This window comes from Sporolactobacillus shoreae (assembly GCF_004684935.1).
GTDB lineage: Bacteria > Bacillota > Bacilli > Bacillales > Sporolactobacillaceae > Sporolactobacillus > Sporolactobacillus shoreae.
Genome location: NZ_SRJD01000030.1, coordinates 1 through 23,809, shown reverse-complemented (window position 1 = coordinate 23,809; position 23,809 = coordinate 1). Strand labels below are relative to the sequence as shown.

The 23,809-nt window shown below is 38.9% G+C and carries 28 protein-coding genes and 1 pseudogene; 18 read left to right on the top strand and 11 right to left on the bottom strand.

The window, feature by feature from the left end:
* Nucleotides 1–8: 8 nt before the first annotated feature.
* Nucleotides 9–569 carry a hydrolase gene (locus E4665_RS16605; protein ID WP_135349933.1) on the top strand — a complete coding sequence of 187 codons (561 nt, stop codon included), beginning with the start codon at nucleotides 9–11 and terminating at the stop codon, nucleotides 567–569.
* A 134-nt stretch (nucleotides 570–703) separates the two neighbouring features.
* Here E4665_RS16605 and E4665_RS16600 read toward each other — a convergent pair whose 3' ends face one another.
* Nucleotides 704–982 carry a DNA alkylation repair protein gene (locus E4665_RS16600; protein WP_135349922.1) on the bottom strand — a complete coding sequence of 93 codons (279 nt, stop codon included), beginning with the start codon at nucleotides 980–982 and terminating at the stop codon, nucleotides 704–706.
* 236 nt (nucleotides 983–1,218) lie between these two features.
* Between E4665_RS16600 and E4665_RS16595 the strand changes: the two genes are divergently transcribed.
* Nucleotides 1,219–1,800: an HAD hydrolase-like protein gene (locus E4665_RS16595; RefSeq protein ID WP_135349921.1), complete on the top strand. Its 582-nt coding sequence runs from the start codon at nucleotides 1,219–1,221 to the stop codon at nucleotides 1,798–1,800.
* 89 nt (nucleotides 1,801–1,889) lie between these two features.
* Here the strand turns inward: E4665_RS16595 and E4665_RS16590 are convergent.
* The 3 genes and pseudogenes from E4665_RS16590 to E4665_RS16580 all read right to left on the bottom strand — a co-directional run.
* Nucleotides 1,890–2,159, bottom strand: a pseudogene (locus E4665_RS16590) (LysR family transcriptional regulator substrate-binding protein); the annotation flags it as partial.
* Nucleotides 2,160–2,213: 54 nt separating this feature from the next.
* Nucleotides 2,214–2,732 carry a spermidine/spermine N(1)-acetyltransferase gene (gene paiA / locus E4665_RS16585; RefSeq protein WP_135349920.1) on the bottom strand — a complete coding sequence of 173 codons (519 nt, stop codon included), beginning with the start codon at nucleotides 2,730–2,732 and terminating at the stop codon, nucleotides 2,214–2,216.
* A gap of 25 nt (nucleotides 2,733–2,757) precedes the next feature.
* A complete protein-coding gene (locus E4665_RS16580) occupies nucleotides 2,758–3,210 on the bottom strand; it encodes a MarR family winged helix-turn-helix transcriptional regulator (RefSeq protein WP_135349919.1) in 453 nt (150 codons plus the stop codon).
* A 342-nt stretch (nucleotides 3,211–3,552) separates the two neighbouring features.
* Between E4665_RS16580 and E4665_RS18245 the strand changes: the two genes are divergently transcribed.
* From E4665_RS18245 to E4665_RS18710, 13 genes are all read left to right on the top strand, one after another.
* Entirely contained in the window at nucleotides 3,553–3,723 is a 171-nt protein-coding gene (locus E4665_RS18245) for a hypothetical protein (RefSeq protein ID WP_167815235.1), read from the top strand.
* Between the two features lie 8 nt (nucleotides 3,724–3,731).
* Nucleotides 3,732–3,998 carry a hypothetical protein gene (locus tag E4665_RS16575; RefSeq protein ID WP_135349918.1) on the top strand — a complete coding sequence of 89 codons (267 nt, stop codon included), beginning with the start codon at nucleotides 3,732–3,734 and terminating at the stop codon, nucleotides 3,996–3,998.
* Between the two features lie 3 nt (nucleotides 3,999–4,001).
* Nucleotides 4,002–4,256 carry a DUF5344 family protein gene (locus tag E4665_RS16570; RefSeq protein WP_135349917.1) on the top strand — a complete coding sequence of 85 codons (255 nt, stop codon included), beginning with the start codon at nucleotides 4,002–4,004 and terminating at the stop codon, nucleotides 4,254–4,256.
* Entirely contained in the window at nucleotides 4,253–6,133 is a 1,881-nt protein-coding gene (locus E4665_RS16565; protein ID WP_135349916.1) for a T7SS effector LXG polymorphic toxin, read from the top strand. Before E4665_RS16570 ends, E4665_RS16565 begins: the two co-directional genes overlap by 4 nt.
* Nucleotides 6,134–6,142: 9 nt before the next feature.
* Nucleotides 6,143–6,550, top strand: coding sequence for a hypothetical protein (locus tag E4665_RS16560; protein ID WP_135349915.1), 408 nt, complete (start codon nucleotides 6,143–6,145; stop codon nucleotides 6,548–6,550).
* A 256-nt stretch (nucleotides 6,551–6,806) separates the two neighbouring features.
* Nucleotides 6,807–7,691 carry an HNH endonuclease signature motif containing protein gene (locus E4665_RS18585; RefSeq protein WP_241654934.1) on the top strand — a complete coding sequence of 295 codons (885 nt, stop codon included), beginning with the start codon at nucleotides 6,807–6,809 and terminating at the stop codon, nucleotides 7,689–7,691.
* A 2-nt stretch (nucleotides 7,692–7,693) separates the two neighbouring features.
* A complete protein-coding gene (locus E4665_RS16550; RefSeq protein WP_135349914.1) occupies nucleotides 7,694–8,131 on the top strand; it encodes a YrhA family protein in 438 nt (145 codons plus the stop codon).
* Between the two features lie 49 nt (nucleotides 8,132–8,180).
* Entirely contained in the window at nucleotides 8,181–8,417 is a 237-nt protein-coding gene (locus E4665_RS16545) for a hypothetical protein (protein ID WP_135349913.1), read from the top strand.
* Nucleotides 8,418–8,917: 500 nt separating this feature from the next.
* Entirely contained in the window at nucleotides 8,918–9,421 is a 504-nt protein-coding gene (locus tag E4665_RS16540; RefSeq protein ID WP_135349912.1) for a hypothetical protein, read from the top strand.
* 11 nt (nucleotides 9,422–9,432) lie between these two features.
* Nucleotides 9,433–9,900: a DUF600 domain-containing protein gene (locus tag E4665_RS16535; RefSeq protein WP_241654932.1), complete on the top strand. Its 468-nt coding sequence runs from the start codon at nucleotides 9,433–9,435 to the stop codon at nucleotides 9,898–9,900.
* A 1,033-nt stretch (nucleotides 9,901–10,933) separates the two neighbouring features.
* A complete protein-coding gene (locus tag E4665_RS16530) occupies nucleotides 10,934–11,335 on the top strand; it encodes a CDI toxin immunity protein (protein WP_135349911.1) in 402 nt (133 codons plus the stop codon).
* 99 nt (nucleotides 11,336–11,434) lie between these two features.
* Entirely contained in the window at nucleotides 11,435–11,947 is a 513-nt protein-coding gene (locus E4665_RS16525; RefSeq protein ID WP_135349910.1) for a hypothetical protein, read from the top strand.
* Between the two features lie 6 nt (nucleotides 11,948–11,953).
* Nucleotides 11,954–12,085 (top strand): HNH/ENDO VII family nuclease, encoded by a 132-nt coding sequence (locus tag E4665_RS18710; protein WP_135349930.1) that lies wholly within the window; start codon nucleotides 11,954–11,956, stop codon nucleotides 12,083–12,085.
* Nucleotides 12,086–12,347: 262 nt separating this feature from the next.
* Here E4665_RS18710 and E4665_RS16515 read toward each other — a convergent pair whose 3' ends face one another.
* The 3 genes from E4665_RS16515 to E4665_RS16505 form a co-directional block, all read right to left on the bottom strand.
* Nucleotides 12,348–13,610 carry a CYP152 family fatty-acid peroxygenase CypC gene (locus tag E4665_RS16515; protein WP_135349909.1) on the bottom strand — a complete coding sequence of 421 codons (1,263 nt, stop codon included), beginning with the start codon at nucleotides 13,608–13,610 and terminating at the stop codon, nucleotides 12,348–12,350.
* A 267-nt stretch (nucleotides 13,611–13,877) separates the two neighbouring features.
* Nucleotides 13,878–14,210: an AzlD domain-containing protein gene (locus tag E4665_RS16510; protein WP_135349908.1), complete on the bottom strand. Its 333-nt coding sequence runs from the start codon at nucleotides 14,208–14,210 to the stop codon at nucleotides 13,878–13,880.
* On the bottom strand, nucleotides 14,197–14,904 hold the full coding sequence (locus E4665_RS16505; RefSeq protein ID WP_135349907.1) for an AzlC family ABC transporter permease: 708 nt from the start codon (nucleotides 14,902–14,904) through the stop codon (nucleotides 14,197–14,199). Before E4665_RS16505 ends, E4665_RS16510 begins: the two co-directional genes overlap by 14 nt.
* 235 nt (nucleotides 14,905–15,139) lie before the next feature.
* Between E4665_RS16505 and E4665_RS16500 the strand changes: the two genes are divergently transcribed.
* Nucleotides 15,140–15,694, top strand: coding sequence for a helix-turn-helix domain-containing protein (locus E4665_RS16500; protein WP_135349906.1), 555 nt, complete (start codon nucleotides 15,140–15,142; stop codon nucleotides 15,692–15,694).
* Between the two features lie 350 nt (nucleotides 15,695–16,044).
* Entirely contained in the window at nucleotides 16,045–16,956 is a 912-nt protein-coding gene (locus tag E4665_RS16495) for a DMT family transporter (RefSeq protein WP_135349905.1), read from the top strand.
* 445 nt (nucleotides 16,957–17,401) lie between these two features.
* On the opposite strand, the gene E4665_RS16490 is transcribed toward E4665_RS16495, so the two are convergent.
* Nucleotides 17,402–17,866: a phage tail protein gene (locus tag E4665_RS16490; protein ID WP_135349904.1), complete on the bottom strand. Its 465-nt coding sequence runs from the start codon at nucleotides 17,864–17,866 to the stop codon at nucleotides 17,402–17,404.
* A 730-nt stretch (nucleotides 17,867–18,596) separates the two neighbouring features.
* Here E4665_RS16490 and E4665_RS18240 point away from each other — a divergent pair.
* Nucleotides 18,597–18,932: a hypothetical protein gene (locus E4665_RS18240; protein WP_167815234.1), complete on the top strand. Its 336-nt coding sequence runs from the start codon at nucleotides 18,597–18,599 to the stop codon at nucleotides 18,930–18,932.
* Nucleotides 18,933–19,064: 132 nt separating this feature from the next.
* Here the strand turns inward: E4665_RS18240 and E4665_RS16480 are convergent, their stop codons facing one another.
* From E4665_RS16480 to E4665_RS16470, 3 genes are all read right to left on the bottom strand, one after another.
* Nucleotides 19,065–20,240, bottom strand: a complete 1,176-nt coding sequence (locus E4665_RS16480; RefSeq protein ID WP_135349902.1) for an RNA-guided endonuclease TnpB family protein — start codon at nucleotides 20,238–20,240, stop codon at nucleotides 19,065–19,067.
* 336 nt (nucleotides 20,241–20,576) lie between these two features.
* A complete protein-coding gene (locus E4665_RS16475; protein WP_135349901.1) occupies nucleotides 20,577–21,746 on the bottom strand; it encodes a spr1629 family repressor/antitoxin in 1,170 nt (389 codons plus the stop codon).
* Nucleotides 21,747–22,272: 526 nt separating this feature from the next.
* Nucleotides 22,273–23,463 (bottom strand): DUF2971 domain-containing protein, encoded by a 1,191-nt coding sequence (locus tag E4665_RS16470; protein WP_135349900.1) that lies wholly within the window; start codon nucleotides 23,461–23,463, stop codon nucleotides 22,273–22,275.
* Nucleotides 23,464–23,809: the final 346 nt, after the last annotated feature.

Sequence of the window (23,809 nt, the reverse complement as noted above, 5' to 3'; positions counted from 1 at the left end):
AAATGAGAATGAACGTAGATAAAGTAGCTTTGGTAGTTATCGACTTGCAAAAGGGGATTGTGGCTAGTAAGCGCACGCCCTATACAAGTGCGCAAGTTGTTGAAAATTCGGCGAAACTTGTTAAAACGTTTACGGAAAACGGCGCTTTCGTCGCACTTGTGCGGGTCTCTTCTCTAGATGGAAAAGATTGGTTTGTTCCACAAACTGATTCAAGTCAATCCGTATCTGGATTTCCTGACGGATGGGATCATTATGTACCTGAGCTGGATGTTTTTCAGAGCAGCCATCGAATAACCAAACGACAATGGGGCGCATTTTATGGTACCGATCTCGACTTGCAGTTGCGCCGCCGTGGGATTGAGACGATCGTACTATGCGGCATTTCAACGGGAATTGGCGTCGATACAACGGCACGGGAAGCGTATACTCGCGGTTATGAGCAAATCTTTGTCGAGGATGCGATGACTGCATCGACTAAGGAAGAACATGACCACTGCATTTCCTATATCTTTCCGAGAATCGGCAAAGTGCGTACGACTGAGGAAGTTCTTGCGCTTTTTAGCAAATAAGTCTTCGCTATCATTGATGAACCAAGATTTCCCTTCAAAGTTGGCTTTTAGGTCTCTCGATCGCTTTCCAACAGGGATCTCGTACTCATGCAGCCTAATTTGATTAAACAATAAATTTAATCTCAGCTTATTTTTTAGAGGGCGTGCCCTCCTTTTTTTTGGATATACTTCATCGCATATTTGTACACTTGGTTGATTGTCTTTTTACTTAAATCCCATTGTTCCAGTTCGTTAATGACTAGTTTCTCATGCTTTTTACTTATGTCCTTAAGGGCGTTACCCACAGATTTTCGAACATATTCACTTTCATCATCGTTTAATTTCGATAATAACTGAACAGCAATTTCCGGATGCTGCTTGAAATAATCTCGGCTGGTCCAAATTCTCAGCCCTTCGGTTACCGCTCGTCTCACATTAGCTGCATACTTTTGTAGACTATGTTACAGCTGCCGGCTTTTCGTTTAAATACAGTCCGGAAGGCGAGGCTATAACCGTGGCAAGAATGTCCAATAGTCAGACTTGAGTAAGAAAAAGCAACACAATAATGAGCGGGAACATTCTTAACCTATTCTCACATTGAACCAATAAATGCGTGAATATCCTTCATATGTTAAACTCATTACAAAACTAAATCTTGGAGGTTCTCAAAGTGAATATTTTATGGGACTTTGATGGAACATTATTTGATACCTATCCAGTTTATACAAGTATCATCTCTAAGGTATTAGGGAGTACTGTCGATAAACAAGAAATATACAATAACCTAAAGATTTCCTATTTGCACACAATCGATTACTACAAGATTTCTCCTAAGCAAAAAGAAAAAATAAGCTTTTTAAAAAAGAGTATTTCTCCAAGGGACATATATCCATTTCAAGGCGTCGAGGAGGTCTTAAAATATGCAGATAAAAATGTGATTATGACTCATAAACGCAAAGCAGGAGTTTTATCAATCTCAAAATTTTATGGATGGGAGAAACATTTTGTTGATATGGTGACTTTTGATGATGGATTTCCCCGTAAACCCAACCCCTCAGCGTATCTTTACCTACATAAAAAATACCATCTTGATTTAGCGATTGGTGATAGGGAATTAGATCTAATACCCGCAAAAGAATTGGGTATCGCAACTTGTATTTTTCAAGGTCAGTCCAGAGTAGCTGATTACCAGATTGATAATTATTCTGACTTTTTTAAACTTGATTTCTCTCATATAAAAGTGAATGACTAATCACCTAAGTTTTATTCAGACTCTTTTGCCGACCATTATTGGTCATTCGCATTCACGTCTATGATCTATGAAATTGATTGCCGATATACTCACTCTCCATCCAGCCATTTTTGGGTATGTTCGATAAACCGTTTTGCCGCTGGTACTGCGTGTTTCATCGAAGCGAGTGCCAGCCCAAGTGATCGCGTGGGTCTGTCTTCTAATTCGACAACTGTAACATTTTGGCTTTGCCCTTGCAATGCGAGTTCAGACATGACACTGATACCGATTCCATTCTCCACCATCGCGACAATCGCATGATCATCACCGGTTTCGAATTGAATATTGATATGAACCGAAGCCGCCTCTAATACGCCCCGAACATCGTAACCGTACGAAAACTAACACTCCATTGCCCCGTTATTCTTCTGAACTCAAACAAGTGTTTTTTTCATTATTAGATCAGTTTGTTCCTCGTCACCCATATAAAAAGAGTGAGCTCCACTTTGGACAAAACCAATTTTTTTATAAAAATCAATGGCGTTCTCATTTTCTTCCCAAACGCCTAGCCAGATATTCTTTTTGTTTTGACTTCTCGCTATCTCCATCGCTTTGTTTATGAGATATTTTCCAAGCCCTTTCCTTTGAAACGTGTATCTTATATAAATTCTCTCAATTTCAAGTGATTCATCACCCATTTTTTCAGATTGGGCATCATTAATGTTTACCTTTAAATATCCAGCAAGTTCTTTATTGAGATAGATGAAAAAGAATTCTGAAGAGGAATCAGACAATTCTTTTTCCAATTGTTTAACGTTAAATGCTCTTTCCAAGTAGGCTTTCATATTTTCAGGTGAATTCTGATCTTGAAATGTTTTGTCGTATGTTTCAATACTTATTTCTTGGAGTATTGGTAAGTCTTCACGACAGCATTTTTTTATATTTATTGTCATTTTGATCGGTCGCTCCTTTTATGTATCAATAATTTCTCTTGTTCCCTTTTTTTACAAATTCCCAGTCCTTTTCTACATTTTTTCTTATTCTTTGAAGGAGATTGAAAATAGTCTCCGCTTCTGTTTCGGAAAATCCAGCTAATGCAACGGAATTGGAATAATCATTTTCTCGCTTAATAAATGGATAAATCTTTTTTCCTTTCTCTTTTGGAAAGAGTTTTTTTATTTTTTTATTCTGTTCATCGTCTTTCTTCTCAATAAACCCATTCATTTCAAGTTTTTGAATAGCACGAGCTGCTGTTGTTCGATCCACTTTGATTAGCTCAGCTAACTTTTCTTGAATGATTCCTGGATTTTCACATATTCGCACAAGGTACAAATACTGTCCTTTTGTAAGTTCATAGTCTTTAAATTCTATATTACTTATAGAATCTAGTGCTCTGGCAATTATTCCAATTTCACGGAGAATTTCCTTCATCATTAACTCCTTTGCACGTATTTTATTGTAAATACAACAATTATGGAATATGTTAAATTTAGCCTATTTTTGATGCATTTGCAACAAAAAATAATGATAAATAGTGAGAAACCGAGTAATGTGGTGACACAGGAAATGACTAAGCGGAACATCAAGAAGCAGCATCAGAAACCCGGCCAACTGTTGCCCTTTTCTAATTGGTGTAGGGAAAAAGGCAGGGTGTTTTTTGTCGAAAAAGACAGAATCGCCCTTAACAGGCCTCATATTCCGGATTTTTAGGCATAACGGCCGTGTTCAGAACTTTTCCAGATTTCTATAATACAGGAAAAGATGCCATTTAAAATGGGACGGATTTTGGCTTTTGGATCAAATCCAGATGAAGGGAGATACGAAATTATGGGGAGATCGGACGTACTGGAATCTATTTTCCGTACGCTGGCTCATCGTTCGGCTGATCTGGACGATCAAATAAATCGGCTGAAGCGGGGTTACATGATCTCCGCCTTTTACTGAACCCCGAGATGGGCAGGGAATGGGAAGGATCCCGTGCCCACGCCTTTAATCGTCAACGGGATGACGCACGGGACGCGATGAAAAGTCATTTGAATCATGACATCGCCATGTATCAGCGACAGATTGATGAGAAAATTTCCGAGCTGCAGCAGGAGGGGAACAACCTTCAGACCATCGGGGCTATGGCTAAGGGTGCCGAATCCCTGCTCACTCAGGGTAAAAAAGGTTTGGATGCTTTTGATCATCAACTGGTACAAATCAGGAGGCGGATGTAGCAGATGTACGAAATTGAGCTTCATAAAGATGCGGTCGATGTCCGAATGGATGAAGCAGAACGTACCCTTAATCGGCTGTCTCTTCCTTCCCCTCCGTCTCACGGAAAAAATCATCTGATGGTCACTGGGGTCTGGCAGGATGGCGAGGCTCAGATGCGAAAACTCCTTTCTGAGTATCTTGCCGGTCTCCATAAAAATATCACGGATACCCAAGCCAACATCAGCCTGCTGAAAAGGCAGGACGAGGTGATCCAATGAGAATAAATCTAGGTGGTTCAGGGGACACCCGAATCTTGGAAGTCCGGACACTGATCACGGCAGCCCAAGCCCGTGCTAAAGACTATGAGACGCTGAAAGCCCAGTTTCAGGACTTAAAGACGGCATTCCAGCAGATCACCGGCCTCGGCAAGGATTTCCAGGGCAAAGGGGCTGATGCGATCAAACAATTTTACCGTGCGCAGGCTGACGTTGTTGATACCTGGCTTGATCTGGTCGATCAGCAGATTGCCTACTACCGGAGTATCCCCGGTGCAATCAACAAAAAGCATCTGGACGAGCAAACTTCTGTCCAGGTCCCTTTTCTTGAGGATGATCTGGCCACCGGCTACTATCGCTCAAAAGAAATGATTACCCAGCAACGCGAGGCAGTCGGAAAAATCCTGAGCCGTATCTCTGACCTCGTACCGCTCACTCTGTTTTCCAACCACGCCGTGGATCAGGCTCTGGACCAGGCGGAGGATGAGCGGCGCAAGATGGCCACGGATGTCCGCGAACTCGATCAGCATCTCACCGCAGAATATCAGAAGGCCACCGAAGGCCTTCCGCGCGTCGCTTCTCTGTATGGCGAACTGATCCACGCAACGCGTCAAGGGGCCGATGTCCAGCCGATGCATTTTAATGCGGAGGCCTTTCATGCCAGTAAAGCCTATCAGTTGTACAACGAAGGGCAAAAGCAGAGAGAAGCGAGGATGGAAAAAGAGGCCGAGGCCAGTCTCCCGTTTGATCTGAAATTGAAATTAATGGAGAACAAAATAGAAAGAGGCATTGGTCAAGGGCTGATCGACACCGTCAAGGATACGGCCCTCGGCATCATCGAGACGGTTCAACACCCCATCCAAACCTCTGTGGGGATCTATGATGCCCTTTCAAACTGGAATCTGACCTCGGCGCTGCTTGCCCAGTCGATTTCCGATTCCTACGAACGGAATATGGTGCATGGCGACGCCTATACCCGATCCAGATGGATCACCTATGCGGTGGCCACGATCGTGACTTCAGTTATTGGAACAAAAGGGATTGACAAGGTCGGCAAAGCAGCAGACGTGGCTAAACTTGGAAGCCTAGCTTCCGGTACCGCCACAAAAGTGGGCAAAGTCGCCGGAGAATGGACCCAGGTAAAAGTCAATCAGGCGGCATTCCGTGTTTCTGGCAAAATGTCGCATTTTGAAATGCCTCGTTTAGGTCCGGAGCCGGTCCTGGCAGGCGGGGACTACCTTCCCTATCACAATGTAGTGAATACTGCAGGGATCAAAGCCAAGCTGGCGAAAATAGCAAAAGGGAATAGAGAAAGTAGTTTTTTTGATCAGATCAATCATGTGGAAAATTTCATTCAATCGACCTCGACAAAAAAAATCAGGGAAATATCTGAGGGTACGAGTAAAGTAAGGAAGGAAAACAGTGAAGTAAAACTGAAAAATTATTCACTGGTCACTCCCGAAATGGAATCGAAAATTTTAGAAGGACAGCGCATAAGTAATTCTAATAGGATAAAAGGAGGACACTCATCAATAATAAACAATAATAATCCAAAATTTGCAGTGGAAACTCTCAAAGTTAACTCCGATGGTACAAGAGATATTCAATATACAAAACAATTTTTTGATGGAAATATATCGAAGTTGAAAAAGAGTACTATATTCCCTGAAAATTGGTCTGATACAAAAATAATTGATAGTATAAAAAGAGTGGGAGGTTCAAAGCCCATAGGTGTTCGTCCGAGTGATGGTGCCACCCTGCACAGATTAACGGTAGATAGTGTACAAATAGAGGTAATTAAAATTGGAGATAATATTACGAGCGGCTATCCTACAGGTGGAGGATCAACTGGTATGTTAAAAGGATTTAGCCAAAAGTAGGGGGATAATATGTTTACTAAGGTAAATGAGTATTTAACAGATAACATACCAATGAATTACTGGTACGATGAATGTATATTTATTGTTGAAGATATGCTTAAGAATTTTGAAGATGAAGATTGGAAAAATTTGTATAAGGAATTGCCTCATAAAGAAGCTAATTGGAAAGTTAAATTAGCGGAATGTTTAGGCAATTTAGGTAATAAATACGAGCTAGAATGTTTACTGATTTTGATTAATACTAATGATAATGATTTGCTGATAGCATGTGCTGATTCATTAAGAAATTTAGATGTCTCAAAACTAAATATTGATAATAAAAAAATTATTACGAGTAAAATTGTTAATCTGCTAAACAAGAGTGGGAAGGCCGCACAGTCTGTTTTAAGGGATCTTCTTAATAAATTGAAAGGATAATTTCTACTTCGCTGGGAAAAGAATTGAGGTGATTATCCATGAAGAGATTATGATGACCATCAATTGGCAAGCAATTTTTAACTGGTTTGGGAAAGCAGAAAAATAGGAGCAGAATATTTATAAAAAGCTAACATAAAGAAACCATTGATTGAATGATGGTTTCTTTTATTTTTATGTATAAGGATGGAAAAAGAGAATGCGGCCAATCTCCCATTTGATATGAAAATGAAATTAATGGATCACCTATGAGGTGGCCATGATCGCGACTTTAGTTGTTGGCACAAAAGGGATTGACAAGGTCGGCAAAGCAACAGACGTAGCCAAGCTTGGAAGCATGGCTTCCGGTACCGCCACAAAAGTGGGCAAAGTCGCCGGAGAATGGACCCAGGTAAAAGTCAATCAGGCGGCATTCCGTGTTTCTGGCAAAATGTCGCATTTTGAAATGCCTCGTTTAGGTTCGGAGCCGGTCCTGGCAGGCGGGGACTACCTTCCCTATCACAATGTAGTGAATACTGCAGGGATCAAAGCCAAGCTGGCGAAAATAGCAAAAGGGAATAGAGAAAGTAGTTTTTTTGATCAGGTAAACAATGCTAGGAACCTATTACAGCAAGCGTCGGTAAGAACAGTAAGTGATGCATCAAATGAAGAGAACATATCTAAGCATGAGTACTCATTTGATACTAATAGTTTTTCCGGAACGTTAAAAGGAAATAACATTACTCTAGAAAATATATATTTTGAAAATATAAAATACACAAAACGAGACAGAGCAGAATTCAATCAATTACGGAAGAAGTTTGATAGTTCAGTTCGCAGTAACTTTGCAAAAAGTATTGTGAAAAATGAATATTTGATAAACTTCCTTAAAAATTCTGGCCTATCAAATAGTGACATATCAATGTTAAAATTAGGGAAAATCCCAAGGGGATATAATGTTCATCATAAGTTCCCTTTAGATGATGGTGGAACAAATAACTTTAGTAATTTAGTATTAATAAAAAATCATCCTTATCACAAGATACTGACAAAATATCAAATTGCTAAAACCGGACATATGCAAGAAGGGGATTCCATAGAACTTAAATGGCCGATTCCAAAAAAATATATTTATCCGTTTGAGACAGTTAGAAAAGAGGAATAATCGTGCTGGAAAACTTACTTTGTGAAGTAAAAAAAATCGAATCAGCAGTTGGCTATGAAATTGTTGCACCCGCGCACAAAATAGAAATTGACCGATTAAAGGATTGGACGTTCAGTCATATTAAAAATGATTTATGGTTTTCAGAATATGAGGATTTCTTAAAGCTTAGGAATGGTTTAGATTTTGATGGATTTATCATTTATTGCACAAATCCAGAAGATGAGAATAATGATTTTATAATAGCAAATTCTGTTTGGAGGAACGAATATAAGGAAAATGGGAACTATCTTTTCTTTGGTGAGTCAGGCATTTCTTGGTTTGTATTTGATATAACGCTAGAGAGATTTGTTGAATTAGACAAACCGAGCGGAGACTTTATAAAATCCTACGACAGCTTTAATCATATGTTAATAAACATACTTAAACGTGCGATAGGATAATCGTACCGAAACAAAAAGAATGGTTAAAAAAATAGGCAAGTAGAAGCAGATGGAAGAATCAATAAAAAAGTTAATTAAAAGCATTTATTTTCAAAGAGAATTTGATTATTTTCGTAAAAAATCAAACACTAAGATTGATGCTTTAGATGAACTACTCTCTATTTTGAAAAAAGAAACTACAAGGAATATTACAGTTGAAGATGTTTCAGGCACCCCTTCTGTAAGGATATACCTTAGTACTGAACCATATAAGGAGGACAATGTCTGCTTAATTATCAAACAATAATAGGTATTTCAAAAATTTATAACGTTTTTTATATACAACATGAATTTGAGATTGACAATCCAGATATTCAAACTCACCAGTTCTAGATGGGCAAGATTTTCAACCATATACTTTATCCCAGGAACGGATTGAGAATAAAGTAATTGAGTTACTCTCAAAGTACAAATATCAACGATTAACTTACTCACAATTAAATGAAGTTGTATGTGGTTTGAAGATGCCGGAAGATGTAGAAATGTATGGCTCACAAGTAACTGTCGAACACTGCCTATTTTATGATTTGTTTAAGATTATTAAGTAAGGAATGAATGATAGTCTAATTGATTCGCAAAATAAAGAACTTATAAAAGACTGACCAGAGTACCCCCTGTGCAATCAACAAAAAACATCTGGACGGGCAAACCTCTGTCCAGGTCCCTTTTCTTAAGGATGAGCTGGCAACCGGCTACTATCGCTCGAAAGAAATGATTTCCCAGCAGTGCGAGACGGTCGGAAAAATCTTGAGCCGTATCTCTGACCTCGTGCATCTCCCGTTTGATCTGAAAATGAAATTAATGGAGAACAAAATAGAAAGAGGCATTGGTCAAGGGCTGATCGACACCGTCAAGGATACAGCCCTCGGCATCATCGAGACGGTTCAACACCCCATCCAAACCTCTGTGGGGATCTATGATGCCCTTTCAAACTGGAATCTGACTTCGGCGCTGCTTGCCCAGTCGATCTCTGATTCCTTCGAACGGAATATGGTGCATGGCGACGCCTATACCCGGTCCAGATGGATCACCTATGCGGTGGCCACGATCGTGACTTCAGTTATTGGCACAAAAGGGATTGACAAGGTCGGCAAAGCAACAGATGTGGCTAAACTTGGAAGCATGGCTTCCGGCACCGCCACAAAAGTGGGCAAAGTCGCTGGAGAATGGACCCAGGTAAAAGTCAATCAGGCGGCATCCCGTGTCTCCGGAAATATGTCGTATTTTGAAATGCCTCGATTAGAAAATTAGGAGTGATAAGTTTGAAGCAAGCCTTTGAAGACTATTTTTCTGAGCTCCAGACGGATATGGTCAGCATTTGTTTAGAGTATGTTGAAAATAAAGCAGACGATATTTATATTTATTGCTCTTACGAACCTAAAATGTATGTGTTTGATGTTTTCTACAAAATTAATGGAAAATTTGTTCATAAACATCAATTAAACGATGCAACATCGGGCTTAACAGGCCAGAAAAATATAATATATGATGTTTCAAGAGAAAGACAAAGAAATCTACTAAAAATTGGAAATGAAGACTTGAAACTTATCCATAAAAAGTGTAAAGAATTTAATAGAGCAATGCCTACCGAGATGAAGTTGCATTACAATGTTAAACTAAATAGTTTGAAAGGCAAATATCGATATGATTTAGTGTATTCAAATGACGAAGAGTTATTGCCGGATGATATTTTTGATTCATGGCTTGAAGAAGTTAAAAAAAACAATTGATCAAAGGACCTTGATGGAATCTTAGTCTGTCAAGGTTTTTATATTGACTATATATGTGATCACGAAAATATAATTTGGAATGAAAACGATCATTATCAAAATACAGCTTCATTATAGTAAAAACAACCCTGCCAGATCATCAATTCTGGCAGGGCACCATTTTATTTTTAGCAGTTTTTATCCGTTTTGCATCACGATAAACGCAGTTAAATAGGCATTCTCTCTTCAACTTGTATCTGCCTTTTATTCCCTCTCTTTCGTAGTTAACTGAATTAGTGAGAAGAACGAGCGTTAATTTTTCCGGAACATTAATGGGTGATAACATGGCTCTAGAGAATATATATTTTGAAAATATAAAAACACAAAACGAGACAGGGAAGAATTCAATCAATTACGGAAGGAGTTTGATAGTTCTGTTCATAGTCACTTTGCAAAAAATCTTGTGAGAAATGAATATTTGATAAACTCTCTAAAAAATTCTGGCTTATCGCATAATGACATTTCAATGCTAAAATCAAAGATCTGAAACAAAAAGCTGGAATCGGGTTAGTGACATCCTGCAAGCACCTAGTAAGGAAACAGCCCTTCTCTTATTGAAAATCTGCTAAAAGATTATGGAAAGAAAATCATTGACTAAGGTGAGTGAGATTATGGAAGATAAATTGGAAACACTTAAATACTTTCTTCAGAGCTATTTCAACAATGAGTGCAAACTAACTACAATGAATTGGAATCACTTATTAGCGATTTTGTTTTAGGTGAGCAGCAAAGTCATTCACTACAACTTTCAAAAGAACTCCGATGGATCATTGCTTATAATAATTGGGATCTGCTAAGCAAATATGTTTATAAGTATGGGAAAAGAAATATGAATAGACAAAAGCTTCAATGGTTCGTTGATACTATGCTAAAGAAATTAATGGAATAAAATTGAAGATTTCCGCAAGGTAAAAGGATTAATGCTCAAAAAATCATGATTCCCTTTGTCTTTATATAGATCTTCATAAAACATTTGAAATAAGAGGGGAACTTAATGAGTTTATTGGATGAGTGTATCGAAGCATTAGGTGAAAATGTACGAGTCCTATCTGATAATAAAAGAAAAGAAGTAATAGGAGATTTTGAATGTTCTTTTCCAATTACCGAGTGGGGGCGAATAAAATGGGATAAGGAAACAAATTATGCTGATGTGAATACAGTTGACGAAATTATCTTTTTTTTAAATCAAAACATTGGTGACTATAGTAAAGCTGTATATATTATTTGGGACGAAGGTACTTTACCCGTAATCAAGTCGGATTTAAATAAGGTACTTGAAGTAATAGATGATGTAACTGCTGTAAGTTTTGATACCTGGATATTTTCACCATCTTCAGGATTTGTTGTCGAGATATTTCATGATGGTGAAGTAAAAGTAGGATTAAAGTATACGTAAATGGGAATTAACATTTAGTAAACCTCGAGGAGCAGATTTCTACCGGTCATAAAGCATGCTGTATACAGGCCATAACGATTGATGAAAGGAGAACTTTATATGTTAAAAGCGTTAGAATATAAAAAAAGAAAGCCTGTAAAAGTTGAATTTGATATCTATACACCGATAAATATTGAATTTGGTACATGGAATATATCAAAAGAACCGACAATATATTGGAGAACTGGAGATTTTAAAAAATCTTTAATTGAAATAGGAATTGGAAAAAGGACGGGAGATATTCGTTCAATTACGTTAATCTTGAGTGAGAATGTGTTTAAAGTAGAAAATGATCATTTTGATTCAAAGAATCTGCCAGTGATTAAAGGAATTCCTGTTTTTAAAATAGATCAATTTATCAATAAGAACTATACAGACGAGGAAGATAAATTAAACATTTATATAGGTGAGGATAAGATATATATGTTGTTCTCAGAAAACGAAATGGTTTCACTTGTGCAAAATGATAATGTAGAATTTGGCATAGACAGTAATGATAAGGTTTGCAGCATTATAATCAGTAATGTAGGAGAGAATGAAAAGAAGACGGTAGAAGAGGCGTTGAAATCGTAACTTCTAATCATCAATCTGGTAATTTCAAATGTCGGAAATGAAAATGGTTATAGCTTTAAAAATGATGAAATTTTAGATAAACAATTCAACAATTTCAGAAAGAAGTACTGGAAATGGCGTTCAAATAATCTAGAATGAGGTGACTAAGTCCATGAATAATAAGCTTTAAAAAGATAAATGAATATAAGCCCCTCTGACAAAAGAGGAAGTGGTACTATAAGGTGATTTTATCTTGATACTAGAGAGTCAAATGTCTAAACCACTAAGAAATCATTAATTCGTCGTCTAACCCAGGATGTTCCTGCCCTTCTTGAATTATTTGGGTTATGGTTAAATGTAATACAGGGCAAACAGGCGAAAAATGGATCGACACAAATACGCAGAACATTCCTAAGATGTTTCAGCTTTCTCTCTGCCTGACGTTACTGATGATGAATCGGTCGGCGGGCAATGTGGGAATTCTCGACAGACTGATACTCAAATCCTGAACGGGTACATCATAATTGATTTGATTTGTCAAAAAGTTCAGACTTGCCTCCATTACATTAATGGTTAACCATTCTCCTGCGCAGCGATGTCCGTTATCCCTGTCCCCTCCTCCTTGAGGAATGAGGTCAAAAAGGCCGCCTTCCCAATTATTAAAGCGATCCGGACGGAACTCATCAGGCCGATCCCAAAGATGGGGATCATGATTGATCCCGTATACGTCGAGAAGGACCAATGTTTCACTCTTGAATGGGTACTGTTTCCAAGCGAAATCCCGGCGCACTCGGGCACCGACAAAAGGAGTAAAGGGATAGAAGCGGCGGACTTCCTGGACAAATCGCTGGACATATTGCCCGCTTCCGGACTGCAGTTTGCCCATGCATTCCGGATGTTCATGAAGCGCATGGGCGCCAAAAATAATATAGGTTGCAATCGCAACAATCGGCCTTAATATATTCAGCAGTTCTACTGCTGCGATTTGAGTTTCAAGGCGCTTGCCATTTAACTCGCGATGCCAGGCCATAGCGTATGCGGCTGTATCTTTCGGCGGATCCAATTCTCCATTTCGAATGTGTTCAATGATCTCGCCGACCCATTGTTCAGATCTTGCTCGCGCGCCTCTTCCCCGCCAGTGTCTCGGTCCGATGGCACCAAAAGCGTCCACCATCTCACCAAGATCGTTTGCTCTGTTTTTAGCTTCTGATTCGCTGATTGGAACTCCTGCCCATTCGCACGCGATTTTACACAACATTTCCTGCACTTCATCGAAAAGAACAACCTGATCCTTTTGCACCCACTTTTTACTCGTTTCCATCCATTGTTTTTTTGTCAGGTCAACGATCACTTTCAGACGTTCAGGACTCATCAGTTTCATAAACATGTGCTTGCGTTGCTTGTGCACGGCTCCGTCCAGTCCTTGAACCCCGTTCTGTCCAAACAGTGTTTTCTGAACTCTTTTTGGCGCTGCTCCCTTTCGAACAAACAGTTCTTCATTATAAAAGAGTTTTGCCGCTTCAGGTCCGGTCATGCAAATCACGTTCTGAGCGAGAAGACGGCTTTGGAAAATGTCGGTTTGCAACCGCCGGGCCCTGTTCTGTATGAACAAATATCCTTCATTTAATAAAGCCAGACTATGATCCAAACCTTCATCACGGGGAATTTCTACTCTTATAGCCATGCGGACAATCTCCTTTGTACCTTCTTCTGGTTTATAAACATCCTTCTAGTTAAACATTATCTTTATTAACTTAGAAGAAAGATTTTATTCATCGAGGGAGGGCATCAGAGAAAAAACATAAATCCTTTTTATCATGAGCAATCACATATTTGACAATCGCAATATGTCTCACGTAGGCAGGTGTATTGATAACGGATATAGTGAAAATGTTACAGGCCTCCATTATCTAGTGTTTAAAAGTTGACTACTGATCACTAAAAATAAACCTCAAGCTATTCCTATTAAGCGAATAACGCCAAGTGAAACAATTCCAATGATCACAATGACAAGTAAATTTTTGAAAATGATGGCACCAATTACAGTTGGGACAGAAGCAAGCAAGTTTTCGTAATTAACTTGGGGGAGACTTCCCAAGTGTTGATTAAAAAGACTGCTGAACCAAAGGGCCGACATAATGACAATGGGAACAAAGCTTAAATAGTCGATGACTGGTTTAGGCAAGTCGAATTTTTTTAATAAAATAAATGGGAACACACGAGAGACCCATGTAGCCATGCCACAGCCGAGGATCGTCAGTAAAGTAAAATTAAAAGAAGGCATGTTTGATGACCACTCCAAATCCGCACCCAAGCAGGGTAACTAATAGGATGAGTAAATTACCGGGTATAAAAATCAATCCGACATAAATCAAAATTAATGTGAATGCAATGACGATAATCTGCAGGAGTGTCGATGTCGCATTATCGGATATCATTTGCAAATAGAGCAACCCAATAAACATGGCAACGAGTGCAAAATCCAATCCAAGTTTTTCCGGATTCGTAATAAAATTCCCCAGTAACGCCCCACCAAGAGAGGAAATAATCCAAGTCAAATAGGAGATCCCATTCGCCGTATTAAACCAACGAAAACTTAATTTATTTCCCGAATAGTTAAGTTTGTTCATGCCTAATGCAAAACTTTCATCCGTCAGCAAAGTCCCAATCAAAATATTCTTTGACAGACTCTCTTTCTTAAAATAAGGGGCAAGGGTCATACTCATTAAAAGCATTCGTGAGTTGACTAAAAAAGTCGAAAATACGATGGATAGGATTGGGCTATGACTGGCGAGCATGCTTACGGTAATGAACTGAGCTGATCCTGCATAAATCAAAATGGACATCAACAAAACTATTAACGGATTAAAACCCGCTGCTTTGCCAACGATACCGAAAGCGATACCGATTCCTATGTATCCGAAAACCGTGGGTAAGGTATCTTTTATCGCTGTGTGGATGTCTAATTTTTCATCCAATATCAACTAACTCCTCTGTGTTTTTTCTATAATAATCTTGAATCGGCCGTTCGAATCGATGCAGCTCACAAGAAATTGATCTGTATCCCGCGTTCACCCTGATCCTCTCCAGAGCATTGCTCCTGTGTTCCGAGTATTATATAATATAAAGAACAAATGTTTAATATATTGAACTAGAAACTACTTTAAAATCATTTGATAGGTTTGTCAACATATAAAAAGGAGTTCCTTAACAATGGAGATCAATCAGATTATTGGTCTTAATTTAAAAAAGCTCCGCACAGAAAGAAATAGGACACTCGGTCAATTAGCAGAAGCCTCGGGAATCAGTAAAGGTATGTTGTCACAGATTGAAAACGGCGACACAAATCCAACGATCAATACAATCTGGAAGATCTGTGCCGGATTGAATGTGCCCTACACTTCATTATTGGAACCACAAGTACAACCGGATACACAAGTAATGACTAAAAAAAATACACTGGTTCAAATATCTGATGAGGGTACTTATCGTGTGTATTGTTATTACACAGATGCACCAAGCCGAAACTTCGAGCTTTTCCAAATGGAATTAGATGAAGGGGCAGAGTATACTTCTGTCGGACACTCAAAAAAATCAGATGAGTACATTATGGTTCTGGAAGGTCAATTGACGCTTAAAATCGATGAACAAATTTTAGTGTTGAATGCAGATGACGCGACAACTTTCAATGCGAACAGGAAACATATCTATAAAAATACGGGCCGTGGCACTTTGAAAACAAGCATAATCAATTATTACCAAGAATAACAGTGCTTGGCCCAAAATGGATTTCTTACTTGATTGCTCCTCCATATACCGACAATATATTTTTGTCCCTGATCATAAAATGGTTAAAGCGCACAAAGCTTTGTCAAAAAGTTTTCTGCGCTTTTGCTTTTATTGCCGATTCTTAAGATTCAATTTTTTAATAACCAAGGACTTCTTTTACATTATGAAACAATATGTCCCTCACTTTTGGTCCATGTTGTTCTATAATTAAAATTTATATGTCAATCATCAAACAATCTACAACACAGAGAGCTGATTTGCAACCCGGAAATCAGGAGGTTTGGCTAAACAATAGGGATACTTATTTTATGGAAGAGGAGAATTAATCGATGAAAATGACACGATCAATGGCGAATATACTGCTATTGTTAGCATCTATTCTTTGGGGCTCCGGTTTTATTGTCACAAAAGTAGCTCTGGATGCAAATGCGTCTGCGGGATTCACAAACTTTTCCCGAGGCATTCTGTTTGCAGTCTTGGTACTCATGTTTTTTCACAAAAGAATATTTAAAATGACTTCAAAAGAATTTACAGTCGGGTTGATTGCCGGATTGCTCAATTTTGGTGGCTTTATGACACAGACTATTGGCATCCAGTATACGACTCCATCAAATAACGCATTTATTTCATCAACCTATGTGGTTATGATTCCTTTCATAGCCTGGATCATCTATCGAAAAAAAATCCAAATGAAAAGTTTTATTTCCATTTTGATTTGTTTACTCGGAATGGCTTTATTAACAGGAATATTTAATACCGCGTTCACCATTAATAGAGGTGACCTATACTCTCTTATCTGTGCCGCGTTTTATGCAGGATCTATTGTCTATCTTAGCTATGGGGCTAAGGCAGCTGATGTCAGTGTTGTCGCTTTTATGCTTGCGATTGTACAGGCAATAGGCGGACTCATTTTTTCCCTCTGGGGAGGGATCGGACAGCTCACGGCTGTCAATTGGTCTGCTGCACTCATACCCTTGCTGTACATAGGAATAATCTGTTCGTTTGTCGGTCAGACCGTACAGGTTTTAGCACAAAAACATACTTCCGCAACAAGTGCTGGACTCATTATGATGCTTGAAGGCGTGTTTGGAAGTGCATTTTCAATCGCTTTTGGATTTGATCGTTTTACAGTTAATCTATTCTGGGGAGGAGCCCTGATTACACTCTCTCTTATTCTTCTGGAAATAGATTTTCAGCAGTTGTTGACCAAGACGCATAGCCATTCTACAGGAATCCATTAAATCGAGACGTGTTCATGATTTCTGAAACGCTCATTGTCAAATTCGCATATTGTTGTATGCCACGCAACATATCCAGATAGATGAAGCTGAACTCGTCCTCATACCTAACAATGCCCCGCCGGATCATAGTTCTGGCGGGGCTTGAACAAGATAAATAATGCTTTTATATCCTTTGGATTACAAAAATAAGTGCGTTCACTTCCAGAATTCTTAAGAAAAACTGGTAATACGCATTGTATTGCCCTCTTCCGGCGACGCTTCGGCTGCTCGCTTGCCGCGGGCGATCCGTGAGCCTCCTCGTTCGGTTCCCTCACTGTGGGGTCTCACTTGGCTCGCTGATCCCGCAGGCGTCTCGCACCTCCGCATCTGAGTCCGAATGTCTATCCGACAGATTGAGTCTATCGGTCATTTTATACTATCTTGTCTTTTCAAAATCATGTACCCTTTAATATTCTCCCTTAATTACAAAATACGAACCCCGAATGGTTCCAGCTAGTTTAGACTTCTGCCTGGCAAACTTAAACTTTCCTTCTAATTCCTGGGGTACTTCCATCCCTTCAGAAAGCTTAAAACCAACCGCCCGCTTCTTAGGATCATCAACCGTATACATGACGTTAACCGAAAGGCCGTCCTCATAAAAGACGTAGGCGAATTTGATATTTTCCACTTGAAAACGTGACGTTTCTAAAGGTTTGGCCACAAACTCAATATCTCGTTCTTCTTTCAAAATTCGAGTCACGTAATCAAGGGTATCCTGACTTTCGCTGGCTGGTACAACTGTAAATTCATGCTTATATTTGTTCATAAAGTAACGAGCCTCATTCGCACGTAAACCGGCAAGCGTCTCTGCTACAGGTGAGGACGCGAGTCCAATCGTGGACACATTTTTAAAATCAACGATATAAGCCATCTTCATTTTCTCCTTTTATCACTATCTTCTAACCATAGAAATCCACAGATCGCCAAAAGTTGGACTGTTTCTCTGCCCGTCTCAACCATTGCCTTTAAAATGCTTGTTTCTTCACTTGACGGATATAGGATACCCCTAAATTATATCAAAAAGCGATACCATTTCGATGTCACGATGAAAAAAGTGAACGAATTCATGCTATTACGTGGTGTATCAACAATCACACCCAGTTTACATATCTGAAATTATGCGAGCATGTAACATCTTTCGTTCGACTATCCCTCTTTTCCAAAAGGGACAATCTTTTTAACGATAGTCCCTTTTCTTTTAAATATGTAACAAATTCTATTAAGTGCCGTCTTTGTCACTATAATTTCGTACACCTGAGCAATTCTGTTGAACTTTAGGAAGCAAATCTTTTTCTTAGTAGTAACGGGTCATAAGAATCAAAATACAAACGCCATCAAAGCAAAAAATAATTCCACCAGTTCATCATCTCTGGTGGAATTTTGGTTGGGAACCACGTAATTATTTATTGACTCAGAACGGTGACTTAGCGGCATTTTGAATGAGTTAAAAGACGTTTAACAGCGTTAAAAAGAGTTTGAATGGTGCCACTGGTTACATCACAGAGTGGCCCACTAAATAAAACTCATCGAATTTTTATGCAACACTAGATGTCTACTAACATTTGGGTGTTAATAAGGTGTTGGATAAGGAGGTCTCGGATATGGTGGTCGTGGATGACATGGCGGTGGAAAGCCAGGCCCTCCAAAACCAAGACCAGGGAAAAAACCAAAACCTGATCCTGGCCCTCCAAAGCCAAGACCAGGGGCAAAACCGAAACCTGATCCCGGTCCACCTAAACCAAAACCAGGAGCAAAACCGAAACCAGGTCCGCCAAAACCAAAACCAGGAGCAAAACCGAAACCTGATCCCGGTCCGCCTAAACCAAGACCAGGAGCAAAACCAAAACCTGAACCAGGTAATCCAATTCCAGGAAACATTTTTCTCCCTCCTTCATTATTTTTCACTAACTACATTAATCATATGTATTTTGGGTTAAAGTTCTTGTGTATTTGCCCTTTTCGTCAAAATGGCTTTAGCACTGAAATTAGTGAACTACTCGCCATTTAAATGGCGAGCTTCTGGGAACATTACAGACTTACTTTCTTGTCTGAAGACGCAAAAGCAGAGGTTACAACTCTTTGACCAAGGCTTGTCCCAAGCCTAATGTTAATATGTTTTTCGCCGCATTGACGTCACGATCATGATGCGTCGTGCATTGCGGGCAGGTCCATTCACGGACACCAAGTCCATGTTTCCCGTCATCATGCCCACAGTTCGAACAAATTTGGGAGGTCTTATACGGATTGACGACCACGAACTCTTTGCCATACCACGCACATTTGTAGGTAAGCATCCTTCGGATCTCCCGCCACGCTTGGTTGGCAATCGCTCGTGCCAGCTTATGATTTCGCATCATATTTTTGGTTTTCAGGTCTTCGATGACAATCCGATCATAGTTTTTCACCAGTTTCGTCGTGATCTGATGCAAATAATTCTGACGTTGATGAGCGATTTTCTCGTGCACTTTTGCCACCATTAATTTGGCTTTTTGCACGTTTTTAAAGTTCGCAAGCTGCCTTGGTTGAAGCACATGGTTGTGCCGATCCCACGCTATTGCTTTTTGTGCCTGCAGGCGGCGCCTTGCGAGTCGTTTTTCCCAATGATGCAGTTTTTTTGACAGCTTTTTGTCAAAGCGAATGCTGGGAATCTTTTGTTCATCCGAACCAATGAGTAAATCTGAAACCCCAAAATCAAGGCCAATCGTATTGCCAGTTTTCGTGAAGACTTGGTTTTCGTCTTCAACGAGAAGCACAGCATCGTAATTGCCGGTAAAGGTTTTCCTAATGGTCACGGATTTTACGGTTCCTGGAATGGGTTTCCCGGATCGGAAACGCAGCATGCCTAATTTCGGTAGTTGGATGGAGTTTGTTGCCGCCTGTCTGATGTTTTGATTGACGCATTTGCATTGATATGATTGTTTCAAAAATTTCTTTGACTTAAACTTGGGGAACCCGTGTTTTTGTTTAAAGAATTTTTTAAAAGCCTCCACCAAATCATGATTGGTGATCTGGAGACTCGTGCTTTCCGCTTCTTTGAGCCAAGGGTACTCCTTTTTCAACGCCGGGAGCAAATTATTTAAGGCATAAGCATTTAAAAAAGGGGCGTCCGGGTTATTTTTATGCCGTTCGATCAGCATAGCCAGCATTTGATTCCAGACAAAACGGGTGTAACCAAAGTTGCATTGAATGAATAGCTTCTGTTTTTTATTGGGGTAGATCCGTACCTTGAGTCCTTTTAAGGGCATCGTTTCACCTCTTTTCTCACTTATAGTATAGAACATACGTTCGAATGTTGGCAATGATTGAACCGGTTTCCTAACAAAAAATGGAGAACCGGGACGCTGATTCATCTCGGCAATGAATTGCCGAGTTTTCTCATGACTGCTCTCCTGTGATAAAAAGAGTTTGATTTAATAAAAATTGGTGCTTATCAATAGAGAAAATCCCCGCCAGATTATCATTTCTGGCAGGGATTTTGGCACCATTTAATTTTAAGCAGTTTTTATCTGTTTCACATCGCAATTAACATTCTTAAAGAGAACATTCTCTATTCAATTTGTATTTGTCTCTTATTCCCATTCTCATGTCCTGATGGGAATGACTTGTGCAGAATCAAAGTATTCTTTCTTCGGTTGCATATAGTGGTCAAAGAAGCCCTTGTCTAAGCCAAACAGGTTAGCAAGAAACAGGGGCGTGATATGAAATTCAGATTCCAAGTCAGAAATAGAAACAATTTGCTTATCGAAAATTAGCTGAAGTAAGGACTTTACCCGGCCCGGACGAATTGGTGGAATTTGATCGTCAAGTGGTTCAAGTGTTTGATAGCTCTTTTTGTGCAATTGCCCAAAGAAATAGCGATTCTCCTGATAGGTCATCAAGCCTAATTTATAAGCACGGTACTCCAATGCGACGAGCGAAACCATATACTTGCGCTTCATCTCGATGTAGTAGTCTGGATTGGAATGCCTTGGAAGTTCAGCAAAATCTTGCTTAAATTCCTCCTCAGGCAGCAAGAAGATAGAGGCAAAATGATTGGCTTGCTGCTCGATTTGGCTGTGCTCTTGTTTGGTCAGTGTTTCCATATCAACGGCAGTGTGAAGCAGAAGATGGCCAAGCTCATGTGCCAAATCAAAGGTTCTGCGAACCGCCGATTTTTTGATGTTTCCTAAGATGATGAATGGGCGACCATCGTCTGTGATTGTGCTGTAAGCATCAATTTCTGGGCCAAGGTTCTTTTCAACAATGTAGATGCCACTCATTTCAAGTGTATACATCAAATCTTTATTGTGTTGGAGCTTGAGAAATTTTCTTGCCAGATTGGCCGTCTGAGTAATTCTTTGATCTATTGACTGATCCGGATTTAATCGCAACATTTCCATAGCCTTTTTTCGGAGTACAGTGATCGCAGAATCAGGCGTGATTAAAAATTGTTCAAAAAAGCTGATGTAGTAATCAACATAGCTAATATAGGTCAACTCAAGCTTTGCTTTTTTCCGTGATTCACGATCCTTTGACCGATAAGCAACCCTCTCAACTGACCCTGTTCGATGCAGGAATGTCTCTGAGAATAAGAACTTTGTGTCCACAGAAAAGAGTTCGCGCACTTTGTTTAAGACTTCGATCCTCGGAATCGTTGACTCATTCTCATACTGCCAGACGGCTTGTTCCGAAACGTTGAGCCGGGCCGCCTGTTCTTTTCGGGAGAGACCGTTCAGTTCACGTAATTCTGTTAGTTTCTCACCGAAAAACATAGCTCGTCACCTCTTCTGTTATTGAGCATCCTGGTTGTCTTCCTTCTCTCTTTCTGCCACTTCATAACCGAAGGACTTTTCCTCAGGTAATGTGATTACCTTTGACCTAGGCATTTTAACCTCCTCTTGAGTGCTTCTACACGCACCTAGTTAGGATTTATAATCGCCATAATGCCGTTACCCAATTGATGTTCCGAAAGTGATTGGAAACATTATTTATCTAGAAAATGGGATTGTTAAATTGATGATTTAAATTGAGCTCCTCTGTATAATTTAAAGAGCGTTATTGGGCTATTTTGACTATTCAACATGCATCTACTTGCCGATTAAAGTTAAGGAACAAGTTGCTTTTTTCATTAAGTAAACATAGCTAAGATTTAATTTGAAGGTTGCCTTGATGAAGAAGAACCCTCATTCGGAGTAAAGCCGCATAAAGGTCATTAGCTTTTTTGACTCAATTGCCTGATCACATATATGGTAAAAGTTAGATTGCATTTTCAAGTCTTTTCCTTACTGGATCAATCCATTAGATGAATGGATTGATCCATTTTATTTTTTCTTTTTCCCATTCATACGTACTCATACTTTCCTCTTCCATAATAAATTTGTTGCCTTTCATTTTCATTAAAAGTACATCTATATTTAATTTTTTCCCTATTTCAACCATTGTATCAATTGTTTTATAATCCATTCTGCAGCCTAAATATATTGCTTTAATATAAGGAAATGGTATTTTATTATTAAAATATTTGCATATATCTCCATCTAGGATAATTCTCCATTCTTTTTCGTAACTCCAGTTAGTTAATTTTACAACAAAGTTCTTATAAAGTACTTCATTAAGATCACTTTTGATGTTGGGCTTCTCAGAACAATTATTAATCTTTCTTAAACGAGTAACTGGAATATTGACCCTACGTGATGAATAAATAACTGGAAATATCCCGCCTTTTATCAAAGCTTGAATTCTTTCAGATAAATAGTTGTCTGTATCATCATAAAAATCAGATATATTACTATTGAAAACCATCTCTTTCTTCAAAAAAGAAACATCGTACTCAACACAGAATCCCTTATGGTTATCAGCATAGTGAGACCACATCTGATTTTTATTGTAAAACTCATTAAATCTCTCAAATTTTGAAAAACACGCAATGCGAATACCTGCATGTCTTAGTTTATTTATTTTATTTTCTAAATCTACATCTGTTTGGTGCACGAATAACCAATATCTTCGTTGAGTATCCTCAGATTTGCTACTAATTATTTTATATATCACATCACTGTACTTTTCAACTTTGCTTAAGACATAACTAGAGCTGTCAACTGAAGTAGAGGAATAATAAATCTTCTCAATTTCTTCCTCTGAAAAATCATCCTTGCTTTTTGTGCCATTAAAATTACCATCTTGAATAAATTTAAGCAGGTTATATTTTTCATAAGTTAAACGATCATATCCTATTTTACAATCAAATGGATCATTAAAATTTGTTGGATCTGACAACCACAATCTTTTGTTCTCTATATCGAGAATATTCTCTGGAGTAGGACGGTAGAATTTAAACAATGTGTTTGGTAGAAACTTGTTTTTATCTTTAAGTAGATCCGTATTGTTTAAAATGATTCTGGAATAGTTTTCCTGTGCTTGCCTTTTACATCTAAAAACTTCTTTTATGTACTTCTTGGGCCAACTATTATCAATCTTATTTAAGTACATATCTCTTTTAAACTCCTTAATTCATAGAAGTTAAGTGTTTACACTACAACATCAGTTTAAGGGAAATATACATACACGGTACTGCAAGATTGGTACCAGAGTAAAATTTTTATAAGAATTTGATATCAGGGTCTAGAAATATTGAAAATACCATTAATATTTTTTGCTTATTTAGTTTTGAGAGTCGGCACGCTAATATCTTATATCCATATTTGATAATGTCGAGTAGGACAGCGATTCACATCTTCTGTCCCCTCACGGAACCGTGCGTGCGCTATTTACGCACACGGCTCTTCTTGTTCATGTTTCACAGAATGTAGCTCAGCTCCGACCGAAGTTGATAAAT